The 13,237-nt window shown below is 67.0% G+C and carries 12 protein-coding genes; 6 read left to right on the plus strand and 6 right to left on the minus strand.

Features of this window, described 5'->3' with window-relative positions; genetic code table 11:
• Positions 1-421: 421 nt before the first annotated feature.
• The gene (locus tag SREC43747_RS0111095) at positions 422-1,351 is read left to right on the plus strand and encodes an LCP family protein (RefSeq protein ID WP_029721318.1); all 930 of its coding nucleotides are present in this window, start codon (positions 422-424) and stop codon (positions 1,349-1,351) included.
• A gap of 337 nt (positions 1,352-1,688) precedes the next feature.
• On the opposite strand, the gene SREC43747_RS0111100 is transcribed toward SREC43747_RS0111095, so the two are convergent.
• Entirely contained in the window at positions 1,689-2,630 is a 942-nt protein-coding gene (locus tag SREC43747_RS0111100) for an ABC transporter substrate-binding protein (protein WP_029721319.1), read from the minus strand.
• A 415-nt stretch (positions 2,631-3,045) separates the two neighbouring features.
• Here SREC43747_RS0111100 and SREC43747_RS0111110 point away from each other — a divergent pair, with 415 nt between their 5' ends.
• Positions 3,046-3,621, plus strand: coding sequence for a GNAT family N-acetyltransferase (locus SREC43747_RS0111110; protein ID WP_029721321.1), 576 nt, complete (start codon positions 3,046-3,048; stop codon positions 3,619-3,621).
• 277 nt (positions 3,622-3,898) lie between these two features.
• Positions 3,899-4,723 (plus strand): alpha/beta fold hydrolase, encoded by an 825-nt coding sequence (locus tag SREC43747_RS0111115; RefSeq protein WP_029721322.1) that lies wholly within the window; start codon positions 3,899-3,901, stop codon positions 4,721-4,723.
• A 110-nt stretch (positions 4,724-4,833) separates the two neighbouring features.
• Here SREC43747_RS0111115 and SREC43747_RS0111120 read toward each other — a convergent pair whose 3' ends face one another.
• From SREC43747_RS0111120 to SREC43747_RS0111135, 3 genes are all read right to left on the minus strand, one after another.
• A complete protein-coding gene (locus SREC43747_RS0111120; RefSeq protein ID WP_029721323.1) occupies positions 4,834-5,268 on the minus strand; it encodes a hypothetical protein in 435 nt (144 codons plus the stop codon).
• A 270-nt stretch (positions 5,269-5,538) separates the two neighbouring features.
• The gene (locus SREC43747_RS0111130; protein WP_152528390.1) at positions 5,539-5,865 is read right to left on the minus strand and encodes a hypothetical protein; all 327 of its coding nucleotides are present in this window, start codon (positions 5,863-5,865) and stop codon (positions 5,539-5,541) included.
• 51 nt (positions 5,866-5,916) lie between these two features.
• Positions 5,917-6,510 carry a hypothetical protein gene (locus SREC43747_RS0111135; RefSeq protein WP_152528391.1) on the minus strand — a complete coding sequence of 198 codons (594 nt, stop codon included), beginning with the start codon at positions 6,508-6,510 and terminating at the stop codon, positions 5,917-5,919.
• A 955-nt stretch (positions 6,511-7,465) separates the two neighbouring features.
• Here SREC43747_RS0111135 and SREC43747_RS0111140 point away from each other — a divergent pair.
• Genes SREC43747_RS0111140 through SREC43747_RS0111150 form a run of 3 tightly spaced genes read left to right on the plus strand, consistent with a single transcriptional unit; the run spans position 7,466 to position 10,718 of the window.
• Entirely contained in the window at positions 7,466-8,626 is a 1,161-nt protein-coding gene (locus SREC43747_RS0111140; RefSeq protein WP_236623141.1) for an iron-containing alcohol dehydrogenase, read from the plus strand.
• 20 nt (positions 8,627-8,646) lie between these two features.
• The gene (locus tag SREC43747_RS0111145; protein WP_236623142.1) at positions 8,647-10,032 is read left to right on the plus strand and encodes a MadS family sensor histidine kinase; all 1,386 of its coding nucleotides are present in this window, start codon (positions 8,647-8,649) and stop codon (positions 10,030-10,032) included.
• A 20-nt stretch (positions 10,033-10,052) separates the two neighbouring features.
• On the plus strand, positions 10,053-10,718 hold the full coding sequence (locus tag SREC43747_RS0111150) for a MadR family response regulator transcription factor (protein ID WP_051387959.1): 666 nt from the start codon (positions 10,053-10,055) through the stop codon (positions 10,716-10,718).
• A gap of 27 nt (positions 10,719-10,745) precedes the next feature.
• Here SREC43747_RS0111150 and mftM read toward each other — a convergent pair whose 3' ends face one another.
• Both mftM and SREC43747_RS0111160 read right to left on the minus strand, forming a co-directional pair.
• The gene (gene mftM, locus SREC43747_RS0111155; protein WP_081722535.1) at positions 10,746-11,711 is read right to left on the minus strand and encodes a mycofactocin oligosaccharide methyltransferase MftM; all 966 of its coding nucleotides are present in this window, start codon (positions 11,709-11,711) and stop codon (positions 10,746-10,748) included.
• Positions 11,708-13,231, minus strand: coding sequence for a VWA domain-containing protein (locus tag SREC43747_RS0111160; protein WP_029721330.1), 1,524 nt, complete (start codon positions 13,229-13,231; stop codon positions 11,708-11,710). Before SREC43747_RS0111160 ends, mftM begins: the two co-directional genes overlap by 4 nt.
• Between the last annotated feature and the right edge of the window lie 6 nt (positions 13,232-13,237).

The following is a 13,237-nucleotide window of genomic DNA, read 5'->3' on the forward strand; positions in this document are numbered from 1 at the left end:
GGTAACTCATGGCCGCGGATTGTGTCGACCATTCCAGGACGGGAACAAGCCCCGGAATAGCGAGAGAAACGCCACCACCCACCGGTGGAACATGAATCGAAATCGAATAATCCCCCTGACCTGCGGTCGAAAAAAGTTGCTTTCACAAAACCAATTATTCGACCAAGAAAAGATCACCTTTTCGCAATTCCGATGTGCTCCCATCGTTATTCGGTCGTGTGGATCCAGTCCTATTTCCCCAGCCGTTCCCGTGGCATGCTTCGCGCCGCACAAGTCGGGGGAATGTTGTTATTGGAGAACGAATTCGGGCAGCAGAATGACTTACGCGCAGCCACAACCGGCTCACGAGCAGTCGCGAAGCCCTCATGGGCCGCCGATTCGGCGTCGACGCCCCGGCCGCAGAACCCTTGCCGCTTTTGCGGTGCTCCTGCTGGTTTTGGTCGGATTTCTGGCGTACGTGGATTTCTCGCTGAAGCGGGAGGACGCGCTGCCGGCCGACGGAAATCGGCCGGCGGACGGACCGGGCACGAATTGGTTGTTGGTGGGTTCGGACAGCCGGGACGGTCTCGACGCTGAGCGGCAGGCCGAACTCGGGACCGGGGGCGTCGCGGGGCGGCGCACCGACACGGTGGTGCTGGTGCACATCCCCGAAGGGGACGGCAAACCCACCATGGTGAGCTTGCCGCGCGACTCCTACGTGCCGATCCCCGGGCACGGCAAGGACAAGCTCAACGCCGCATTCGCTTACGGCGGCCCGCAACTGCTGGCCCGCACCGTGGAAACCGCCACCGGGGTGCGCATCGACCACTACGCCGAGATCGGCCTCGGCGGTTTCGCCGACATGACCGACGCGATCGGCGGTGTGGACATCTGCGTCGAGGAACCGATGCAGGACCCGAAGGCCAATCTCGACCTGCAGGCCGGGTGCCAGACCCTCGACGGCCCGCAAGCCCTGGGGTACGTGCGCACCCGCGCGTCCGCGCGCGGCGACCTCGATCGGGTCGAGCGGCAGCGCGAGTTCCTCGCCGCGCTGACCGAGAAGGCCTCCAGTCCCGAGGTCTTCCTCAACCCGGTTCGCCTGCTCCCCCTGGTCCTCAACACTTCCGGCGCGTTCCTGGTCGACCGGGGCGACCACGTCTGGCACCTCGCGAGCCTGGCCTTCGCCATGAACGGCATCGCCTCCGGAGAGGGCACCACCACCACGGTCCCGGTCGGGGGTTTCGGCGAGACCTCCGACGGGGCATCGGTCCTCAAGTGGGACTCCGACAAGGCCGGGGCGCTCTTCGACGCGCTGGCCAACGACACCCCGGTGCCGCCGGAGACCACCACCACCGCCTCGACGGGCGGCTGACCAACGCCGGGAGGGGGAAACACGGGTGATCAGCCACTGCCTCGACGGGTGACGCGCCTTCGAGGCGGTGCTCGTCGCAATCGGTCGCCCCGTTCCTCCTGGGAGCAAGGCCGGACCACCTGCGCGCACTGCGGACGCAGGCGGTCCGGCTTTCATCCACATCGGATCGAAGAAAAGACCACCTCGTCGGGGAAGACGAACACAAGAGTCCACGTGGGACAAATCCAAGAGAGCGAAGGACTGGAGATTCGTTCACCGACGAGGAAAGCGGAGCCGCCAACGACGAACGCCCCGCGCGGTTTGACCACCAACCGCACGGGGCGTTCCACCGATCAGGTCACCGCGGGGCGAGGTGCTCCTGCAGGTCGTCGAGGACGAGGTTGGCGGCGATCGGCCCGAGTCCGAGGAACCAGGTGTCGTCGGGGACCTCGATGGCCTTGCCGTTCTTGACGGCGGTCAAGGAGGACCACTGCACGGAGTCGATCACCTCGTTCATCTTCTCCTCGGTGGCGTCCCCGTAAGCGGCGTAGAACAGCAGGTCCCCGTCGGCTTGGCCGAGCTGTTCGCGACTGATCTCGACGAAGGTCTTGTCGACGAGCTGGCTGTCCGGCCGACCGAGGCCCACGTCGGCGAGGATGGTGCCGATGTAGGAGCCGGTGCCGTACATCCGCAGGCCACCGGGGAGGAACCGCAGCGTGCTCACCCGGGTGTTGGCGGGGTCGCCGAGCTGCCTGCCGATGTCGGCGGCGCGCTCGTGGTAGTCGTCCAAGATCCGCTGCGCTTCCGCTTCCTTGCCGAGGGCTTTGGCGTAGAGGAGGAAGTTCTCCTTCCACGGCTTGCCGACGGTTTCGGCGAAGACGGTGGGGGCGATCTTGCTCAGCGCGTCGTAGTTCTGCTCGTCGCGGACCTTGCTGGACAGGATCAGATCGGGTTTCAGCGCGGCGATCTTCTCCAGGTTGGGCGAGCCGATGGTGCCGACGAATTCGATGTCGCCCGCTTTCTCGGCCAGGTAGGGCTGCAGCGAGCTGTTGACGTCGGGCAGCACGGTGCCGACGGGCTTGACGCCCAGGGCCAGCGCGGCGTCGAGTTCTCCGGTGTCGAGGACGACGACTCGCCGCGGCGTGCCGGGAACCTCGGTCCGCCCCATGGCGTGGTCGACGATTCGCCCGCCTTCCTGCGGAGCAGCGGATTGGTCGGGGGCGGGCGCGCCACACGCTGCGGCGGTCCCGAGCGCGAGCACAGCGGTGATCGCCGCGAGCAGTCGACGGGGATGGAACATGGTGCTCCCTGCTCTCCAAGAACCGAGTTTGGTTTGGTTAGGCTAAGCTAATACGAACGTGGTGTCGATGGAAGAGAGCGACATCACCGCAGGTGCATGCCCTTCCAGCACGGTCGGCTGCCGATGCGGCATCGCGAGCTGGTGGGCCCGCCACTGCGAGCACCACGCCGGGCGCTCGCGGTGCCGAGCCCGCCGCGCGGTCGACCACCAGACCAGCACGCCCACCATGACGCGACATCCCAGATCGAATCCGAAGTGGACAAGATGATCTGCCGACCCGAGGCCGGCCATCCGCCCCCGCGGTCACGACGAGAGACCGAACACCCAAGCCTGACCGCCTCCGCAGCAGGCGCCCGTGCAGCACCCCCACCGGAGAAACCCTGCTCATGTCGGTGCTCGGTGTTGAGATGGCGTCATGAGGTGGGAAACGCATCCGGTGACCCCGGAACGCTTCGACGATTTCGCGGACGTCATCAACCGCAACCGACGCCTCAACCACTGCTGGTGCCTGTCGCACCGACTCCCACCGGCGGAGATCGAACGCCTGGGCGGTGGCAGTCGCGAGCAGGCCATGCGCCGCTGGTGCGAGCGGGAGCATCCCCCGGGGGTGGTGACCTACCGGGACGGCGAGCCGGTCGGGTGGTGCAGCATCAGCCCCCGCAGCGAGATCCCGCGGCTGGCCCGCTCCCGCCTGATCCGCCCCGTCGACGACGTGGCGGTGTGGAGCATCATCTGCCTCGTCGTCCGCCCGGGCCACCGCCGACAAGGCGTGACCGGGCCGATGCTGGAAGGCGCGGTGTCCTACGCCGCCGAGCACGGCGCGCCCGCCGTGGAGGCCTACCCCGTGGACCCTCCCGGGCGCATGGACCTGACCATGGCGTTCGTCGGCACCAAATCCATGTTCGAAAGGGCCGGTTTCCGCGTGGTGGGCACCACCGACGCCGTGGCCAGCGGCATGCCCCGCTTGGTCATGCGCCGCTACTTCTCCTGAGCGAAAACCATGCAACCCTACCTCTCCTGAGCGAAGATTGAGGTAGACCTGCCGTGTCACACCAACTCGTCCACAGCAACATCGGAAGAACAACAACGGTTCCGGCCTGACGAATCGATTGCCACCGCAGCGCCCCTGCTCGCGATCTACTGCCCGTCGGGGACGAATTGCCCTGTTGATCGATTCAATCACCCGGAAGGTGGGTCGTGTTGCGACGGTCCTGGCCGCGTGCGGGATCGCCCAACAGTTCCTCCGCGGATTCGAGAGCAGGTATCAAATGGGCACAATCACCACACCTGACGGAACCGAGATCTACTACAAGGACTGGGGATCTGGCCAACCGATCGTGTTCAGCCACGGCTGGCCGCTGTCGTCCGACGACTGGGACAACCAGATGCTGTTCTTCCTGCAGCAGGGTTACCGGGTCATCGCGCACGACCGGCGCGGGCACGGGCGTTCCAGCCACCCCGCCGAGGGCCACGACATGGACCACTACGCCGACGACCTCGCGGCGTTGACCGAGCAGCTGGACCTCCAGAACGCCATTCACGTGGGCCATTCGACCGGCGGCGGTGAAGTGATCCGCTACCTGGCCCGGCACGGCCAGAGCCGAGCGGCCAAAGCCGTGCTCATCAACGCGGTTCCACCGCTGATGGTCAAAACTGGGAACAACCCGAACGGCACGCCCAAAGAAGTGTTCGACGAATACCAGGCGCAGCTGGCGGCCAACCGTTCGGAGATGTACTACTCGGTGGCTTCCGGGCCTTTCTACGGATACAACCGCCCGGACGCGAAACCTTCGGAAGCCATCATCCTGAACTGGTGGCGCCAGGGCATGACGGGCGACGCGAAAGCGCACTACGAAGGCATCGTCGCCTTCTCCCAAACCGACTTCACCGAAGACCTGAAGAAGGTCACCCTCCCGGTCTTGGTGATGCACAGCGTCGACGACCAGATAGTGCCCTACCAGGCCGCCGGCCCCCGGTCAGCGGAGCTCCTGCCGAACGGGACGCTGAAGACCTACGAAGGCCTTCCGCACGGCATGCCCACCACGCACGCCAAAACGATCAATGCTGATCTGCTGGAGTTCCTGAAGAGGTAGCCGCATCCTCGCACCGGAATTCACCGAGGACGACCGGGGACAGCGCTGCCGAGCGGTCTTCTGCTCGGCAACACCGCCGCCTCGGTGAATTCCGGGTGGTCGCGGAACGTTCAGCTCGACTCCCACTCCCGCGTCGGACGGCGAGTCCGGAAGGAGTCCGCGCGCACCTCGGCGAACCGGGTTCGGGTGAACAAGGTCGAGCCGTCGGTGAAATCGGTCCGCAGGAACGTCGGGCGCGGAATGCTGCGCCCCAGCAGGGCCAACTGCATGTCGGCGATCCGCTCCAACGGCACCTCGAAGTAGGTGGCCGGGACGTTCTCCGACGAGGCCAAGTTCTTGGCCGCGTTCTGCACCTGGCTCACCACCGCCCGGGCCCGGCCGAAGAACCCTCCCCCGGAGGACTCCTGCTGCTCTTCTTCCAGGTGCTTTTCCTTGACCACGACGGCCAGCCGCTGGGTGGTGAGGACCAGGAACGCTTCCCCGGGGACGTTCGCGATGTGGTCGCCGAACAGCACGGCATCGCGCCCGGGCTGGTCCGCGAACACCCACCCACATGATCGACGGGTCGTCGGCCCACTCGTCGTTCAGGAAATCACCGTTGGTGAGCTGTTCGCTGGGCAGCGGCCAGTTCGGTGGTTCGATCCGCGTTCTGCGGACTTCGGACATCACGGGGTGCGGGACGCGGAACTGCTGGTCCACCACCGATCCCACGTAACCCTGGACTGGGAGTTCGATCCACAGCAGTGATTCGCGTTCCCGCAGCCACCGCTGTTCGAGGACCGGTTTCCACTTGCGCCACAACGAGTTCTGGTCGATCAAAGACAGGTCGGCCACGATCCCTCACCGCCTGCTGCTGTTGAACGCTTCGACCATGGCGCGTGCGCTGGCGGGTTCTTCGCGTTCAGCACGAAGCCCGAGCCGTCCTCCAGCAGCAGCGCGCAATGCCGCAGATCGTTGGGATCCTTGGCGTCACCCGCCAACTGGCAGTGGGCGATGTCGTTCAATCCCAGCTCGAACCACGGGTGGACTTCTTCGCCCCGAATCGGCTCACCGGGCTGGTTCTCGCCGAACCTCTCCGGCTCCCTGGTGACCAGAGCGCGCGCCGTCTCGCGAAACCCCGGGCCTTTGGTGATCTCCTCCATGCCCTCCGGAACTTCGACCTCCGGGACGAGCACCCCCCAATCTGGTCGGCGTCAGCACCCACAACTGCTCGAGCGCGACAGTGCCTTCTGGGCGCTTGGACCTGGCCACCGCATCGCAGCGCAATCCGGATGCGAACCGACAACGGTCAAATCAGCTGAGGGAGTGCTGCCACCGGAGGTCTTTCCGCTGTCATCGCCACCGCCGAAGGCCGCGGTCAGAATCCCCACGGCCACCGCGCCACCGACTTCGGCAGCAGCTTTGTCGGCCGCCCGGGCAAACCGCTTACCGACGCTCTGCTTCTCAGTCTGCTTTCGGAAACCGTTCTCGGTGCATCCATCCACCCGGTAGGTCTTGCGAACCTGCCACACCGCCCACAAGATCGGCTCACCCGGCTGGCACCAACAGCGCCGCGCGGTCAACGCCGCACCGAGTCCCTGCGACACCGTCACGATCCACGCCCCTCGGAGTTGGAAACCGCGTTCCTCCGCCGCGCGCCGCTCCTGCTCGCTCGACGGGTCCACCGCCTTGTCGTATCCGTACTCGACGCCCTGCTCGACGCCCTCCTGGGACACGGCCTTGCTGTCGCTTACCCGCTGACCTGCTGCATCTCCTCCTGGAGCTGCCTGCTCACGCGGCTTGCTCATCGAACTTCCGCATCACCTCCTGCAGACGCTGCGACGCCTGCACCGCATTCCTTCCACGCGTATTCGGAAGGTGGCGGCTCGTGATGCTATCGGGGCAAGCGATCTGGTCAGCCCCAGAAGAAAACATCCGTGCCGTGAGAAACCGCTCCACGCGTCCGCGACCGACACGCGAAGCGATCAAGCGAGGATCAAAAGCAGTGCAGCGGAAACGCCCGCAGTTCCGCTCAGTTGAACCGCACCCGAACTCCACCTCTTCATCCCAATTGTCCGCAATGGACGCAAGTGGGTCTTGGCGCTCCACCGCGAATTGAGCGAGTGCTCAGCGAACCCCGCAGCGCGAATACCGGCCAGTAGTCCTGGATGCAATGCCGTTGCAACGTCGCGTGCCGCACTCTGACGTCCTGTTCTCCCCGCGCTCGCAGAGGAGAGGATTCGTGGTCGAACTCGGTCGCGGCAAGGGCTCTCGCCAAACAGGTGTGGATGCTCCGGTAGCGCTACAGCGCCCTCCGACGGTCTCCGGCGCCCCCTTTCCGCGTCTGCCCGCAAACACCTCGCTCTGCCGCGGGACTCCGCCGGGGGAGTGACCCACCGAGCACCAGCACTTCGGAGGTAGAAGATGGATCTTCGCAGGTGAGAAGGACCGCCGGTGCAGCGCGAAACCCGTGGCGCTGAACGGATACAGCTCGTTCTCGGGGTAGCTCTGGACCAGGTCTCCCCCTAACCTGAGAGTATGATCTTCATCACTCGCGGGACTGCAGTGGCATAGGATCGACTGACCGCCAGCACGGAAGCAAAACCGCTGAAAAGCGCAACCATGACGCGGAAGTCGGCCGCCTGGCGCTTGGAGGATGCCGCCATGACCGTGCAAAGCCGTGTATCCCGTCCCCTGCACCAGACTGCGGTCAGCACTACCGCTCCCGCGGCTGAGCTTCCTGGCCCGCGCACCGCGGAGAGCATGAGCAGCACGGGCCAACTGGCCAAGTTCCACGTTCCGGAAGTGGTGTTCGGTCCGGGTGCCCTGGCTGAACTGGGCCACTGCGCTCGCAGACTAGGTGCCCGACGCCCATTCCTCGTCACCGACGCGGGGCTCACCGAAGCGCGGTGGGCGGCCGAGGCGGTCGACCACCTCGAACAGGCCGGGCTGTCCTCGGTGGTGTGGAACGCGGTCACACCGAATCCGAAGGACCACGAAGTCGAAGCGGCCTACGCGCGCTACGCCGAAACCGACAGCGACGTGATCATCGGTGTCGGTGGCGGCTCGGTGATCGACGCCGCCAAGGGCGTGGCGATCTTGGCCAGCAACGGCGGCCGGATCCTCGACTACGAGGGCGTGGACAAGGTGGTCAACCCCATTCCACCGCTGGTCATGGCGCCTTCCACCTCGGGCAGCGGCGCGGACGTCTCCCAATTCGCGATCATCACCGACACCGCCGCAGCCAAGAAGATCACCATCCTGAGCCGGACCCTGGTGCCGGACATCTCCCTGGTGGACCCGAGGCTGCTGACCACGATGCCGGACTGGTTGAACGCCTCCACCGGTCTCGACGCCCTCACCCACGCGATCGAGTCGTTCGTCTCCCGCGCCCACAACTCGCTCACCGAGCAGCACTCGCTGCACGCCACGCGATTAATCATGAACAATCTCGCCCGGACCATGTTCCGGCCGACCGAGGCCGCGCCGCGGATCGCGATGGCGCAAGGAGCGCTGGAGGCGGGGATGGCCTTCACCAACGCGATCCTCGGCGCGACCCACGCGATGAGCCACCAGGTGGGCGGTTTGCTCGACGCCCCGCACGGCGTGATCAACGGAGTGCTGCTGCCGCACGTGATCCGCTTCAACGCCGAGACCCATGCCGAGCGCTACGTACCGCTGGCACAAGCCGCCGGCATCGACACCGAAGGGACACCGGCCCTCGAGGTCGCCCACGCCTTGGCGGCGCGGATCAAAGAACTGGCCGACATGGTCGGGGTCCCCAAGAACCTGAGGGCGCTCGGCGTGACCGAAACCGACGTCCAGCTCCTGGCGCGCAACACCCTCCAGGACGCTTGCCTCACCACCAACCCGCGCGAAGCGGGAGCAGCTGAGATCGAGTGGTTGTTCCGGGCGGCGCTGTGAGTTCCGGCTTGCCTCGCGAGGTGACCGTGGAAGCGCGCGAAGACCTCGAGAAGGGTGTCGAGCAGCAGGATCTCGGTGTGCTCACCGGGCTCCGCTCCGGGAAGCGCTCGTTCTACCCGGAATACGTCCGCTCGACCGAGCGGCTGGAGTACACGGTGCGGGCTCTCGACCGCATCTCCCGCGCACTGGTGCGAACCGTCGAAGGACCGCGCTGCCTCGTGGAAGCGGTCGTCCGGGCCGCCGCGGAGCACTTGCAGGCCAAGTGGCTGCTGCTGGCCATAGCCGATGGCGCGTTGCGCGCCGCGCGCCCCAGGTTCCTGCTGCTGCGCGACGGGGAGCTGATCGACGACGAAGCCGCGCTCCCGCCGGAGGTGCGCGAGCACTTGGAAACGGTGTGCTCCCGACCGTGGGAGCTGGAGTGGGCCTCGGACGGGGACGGGTGGATACGAGCTCCGATGACGCTGGACGGCGAGCCGGTCGGCGGCATCGTGGGCTGCCCGGGCAACGAGGTGTCGGTGGCCGACACCGATCTGGCCATCCTGCGGGTGTTGGCCAACCAAGCGGCGGTCGGCTTGCACAACTCCTTCCTCTTCCACGCGGCCGCGCAACTGCGCGGCCGCACCGAGCAGCTTTCGAAAGCCGCTGCCAGACAAGCCCGGGACCTGGCGGTGCGCAACGCCGAGCTGCAGGAAACCCAGCGGCGGCTGGTGGAGGCCATGCAGCGGCAAGCGCTGGACGACGAGCGGCACCGCATCGCACGGGAGCTCCACGACACGGTCACCCAGTACGTGTTGAGCGCCGGGATGACGATCGAGGTCTGCCGATCGGACCTGGCGGACATGGGTTCTGAAGCGGCCCAGGTCGCGGAGCGCTTGGCGACGGCGAAGGACCTCACCCAGCAGGCCGTCGAGCGGTTGCGGGCCGCGATCTACGCGCTCCACCAGAACACCGAGGAACCGCCCGGTTCCTTGCCGGATCTGCTGAAGAGCCTGTCCACCGTGCATCTGCACGGCGATTTGAAGGTGCAGGTGCGGATCACGGGGAAGCCGGTGCCGCTGCCACCGGAGGCCGAGAGCTCCCTCCTGCGCCTGACGGGCGAGGCCCTGTTCAACACCGTTACCCACGCTCGGGCGTCCCGGTCCCTGGTGCACCTGACCTACGGGGACGACCACCTCCGGTTGACCATCTCCGACAACGGGGACGGTGATCCCGCGCAGTTGAGGCGATCCTTGCGCTTGGCCTCGACGACGGACCTCGCCGGGCAGCACCGGGGCTTGGTCAACATGGCGACCCGGGCCCGGGAGCTCGGCGGCACCCTGGCGATCCGGCGGTCCCGGATGGGCGGTGTTCTGCTGCAGATCCGGGTTCCCCTGCCGACGGCTTCACCGGTGGAGGTGGCGTTGTGACCGCGGAAGCGAAGGAAGTCCTGGAGCAGTGCGACAGCACGGCTGCCGAGCCCACCCAGGTGCGGATCGTGCTGGTGGACGATCACGCGATCGTCCGCCACGGGTTGCGGGCGGTCCTGGAGCGCGAAGACGACCTGCAGATCGTGGGCGAGGCCGCCACCGTGACCGAGGCCCTCACCGTGGTCGAACGCACCCGGCCCGACATCGTGCTGCTCGACCTCAAACTGTCCACCGGGGACAACACCGAGGGCCTGGAGCTGTGCGGGCAGCTCACCCAGCAGTACCCGGACATCGGGGTGCTCATCCTCACCACGTTCCTGGACGGTGACCTGGTCGTGGAAGCGATCCGCCGCGGCGCTCGCGGGCACGTCGTCAAGGACGTGGACACCACGGAGCTGGTCCGCTCGATCCGGGCGGTGGCGCGTCGGGAGAGCTCGTTCGACTCCAGGTCGGCTGCGGCGATGGTGGAGTCGATGAACGCCCCCGCGAACAAGCCTTCCTTGACGGAGCGGGAGCTCAACGTGCTGCGACAGCTGGCGCGCGGGTGGAGCAACCGCGACATCGGCCGCAAGCTGTTCATCTCCGAGACCACGGTCAAGTTCCACGTCCGCAACATCATGCGCAAGCTCGGTGCCGTCACCCGCGCCGAAGCCGTCTACGAAGCCAGCAAGGCCGGACTCATCTAGCCGACGGCACTGCACGGGGTTCGCAGCTCAGCTGCGCGCCCGGACCTGTTCGCTCGTGCCGGAGCGACGAGCGCGCGGTGGCTCGCTCGTCTCGCGGTCGCGGGTGTGGACGACCAGCCAGCCGCCGTGGTGTTCGTCCACTTCGAAGGGAAACCCGCTGGCGCGGCCCATCTCGACCAGGTCGTTCCGCGTGAAGGTGCGCACGTGCCCGTAGGCGGCGGTGGGTTCGTCTTCGAAGGGCACGGCCACGACAACGCGCTCGCGGGCCAAGCGCAGGGCCTCGGCCAGCACCGCATCCCCGTGCTCCACGTCGAGGTGCTCCAGCAAGTGGATCGCGGTGACCGTGCGCACCGCCTGGTCCAGCAGAGGTACCTGCGCCGCATCGCACACCAGGGTGCGCAGTTCGAGTCCCCGCGCTGCCGCCATCGTGGCGAGGAGCTGCATGCTACCCGGCACGAGATCGGAGGCGATGACGGCGTTCCTGCCGCGTTCGGCCAGCAGCATGGGCAGGAAACCGAAGCAGGACCCCAGGTCCAGCACGCACCCGGGCGGCACCAGGTCCAGCGCCCTCCGGTAGACCGGGGCGAACCCGGCGATCGAGGAGTGGCCGGCGTCGACCTCGGGCTGCTCCCAGCACTGCTTGATGCGGGCCAGGGTGTTGTCGTAGAAGGCGGCCCAGGCTCGGGCCGGTGCTTCGGCCACGGAGAGCACGATCTTGGTGAAGACGTGCTCGAAGACCTCAGCCCCGCTGAGCCACCCGGGGGCGAACAGCTCCTCGGCGAGGAGACCGGCCAGGTTGTTGTCCAGCTCTTCGGGCTGCAGCCAGTGGGTGATTTCGATGCTGTGCCACCGGCGGCGCAGGCAGAAGTGCTCGGTGCGGACCTCTTGGGGGTCGCAGTCGGGCGGTGGTCCGCTGCGCTGAACCACTTCCACCGGCCGGCCCGGCGGTGGGTCGGAGTCTTGGACGCTCGGTGCGGCATGTGGTGCGCTCACCGCCCGGTCACCTCCATCGCCATGGTTTCGGCAGCGCGTTGCAAACCCGACAGGTCCCGCACGACGCGCACCCGGTCGCAGTGCTCGGCGTACAGCGGGAGGTCGCACTTGCCCAGCGACCACGAGTACCGCGGCTCGGGGGTGAGCCAAATGGTCTCCCGAACGCGGCGGGTGATCTCCTCGAAGGCCTCGACGTTCGGATCGTTGCCGTTGCCCCGCCCGTCGCCAAGGACCAGCAGCGTGGTGCGGCGGTTGAGCGCGGTGCCGTGCTCGTCCAGGAAGAGGCCGAAGGTGCTGCCGTAGTTCGAGTTGCCGTCGACGTCGAGCACACCGCCTTGGGGAAGCCCGTCGAAGACGAGCCCCAGCGCGCGTTCCAGCGGGTGGTCGGCGAACAGCTCGGTTATCTCGACCGGTTCGTCGACGAAGGCGAAGCTGCGGACCTGGCTGAACAGCGACTGCAGGCCGTGCACCAGGTGGAGGGTGAACCGGGCCGTGGCCCGCACCGACAGCGACACGTCGGCCAGCACGACCAGGCGCGGCTTGTCCTCGGCGCGGGGGATGGTCACCGGTCGGAACGGCACCCCGTCGTACCGCATGTTCCGCCGCATCGTGCGGGCCGGGTGCACCCGTCCCCGCGGCGTGTTGCGGCGCCGGCTGGTCAACGCCCCGTGCAGGCTGTTGGCGATGCGTCGCAGGGATTCTTCGAGTTCTTGCCGTTCCTGCTCGTCCACCCGGTCGATCCGTCCGGTGGAGATCTCCCTCGACTCCACATTGGATTCGAGTTCGGCGAGTTTGGCCAGGTGCCGTTTGATCAGTTCCGGCAGGTTCTCCAGGATGCCCGCCACCGGCTGCCGCGGGGAGCCGGCCTCCTCGTCGGTCTCCTCCCCGCCGGCCAGCCAGTCGAGCAGGGTTTGCTCTTCGGCCACCGAGAGCTCGGTGTCGATCCGGTGCCCGGTGTGGTCGGCCAGTTTCCCCGGGACGCCGGCGTTGTGCAGCCGCTCGGTCTCCAGTTGGACCGACGGGACGGAACTGGCGCCCCCGGTGGCGCTGTCCTGGGAGAACAGGATCTCGTCGGTCATCGAGGCGAGGTCGATCTTGTTGCTCTCCTGGTGCAGGTTGTACTGCTGCGCCAGGTCCTTCTGGTCGAAGTAGTCGCGGATGTCGACGGGTTTGGCGTGGGTGTGGCCCTGCTGCGGCGTTTCCGAGGGCTCCTCGGAAGCCGTGAAGGACTGCAGATCACCGGTGTCGGACAGGTCGTCGTGCTCGTGGGAGTGTTCGTGCTCATCCGCGCCCGGGACGACCGAGGTCAGCGCGAAGAACGCCGCGAACACCTCGTCGAAGATCTCCTCGTCGCGGCGGTCCTTCACGAGCGCGACCTTGAGCGCGTCGCGCAGCACTTCCTTGCTGGTGAGCATGCCGGGTTGGGAAGCGCAGCGCATCGCGTCGGTGGCTTCCGACACCGATATGCGCATCCCGAACAGGCGGAGGAGCCGAACGAACCGGTGCAGAGCGGATTCCATGGTTGC

Source organism: Saccharopolyspora rectivirgula DSM 43747, assembly GCF_000497205.1.
Lineage (GTDB): Bacteria > Actinomycetota > Actinomycetes > Mycobacteriales > Pseudonocardiaceae > Saccharopolyspora > Saccharopolyspora rectivirgula.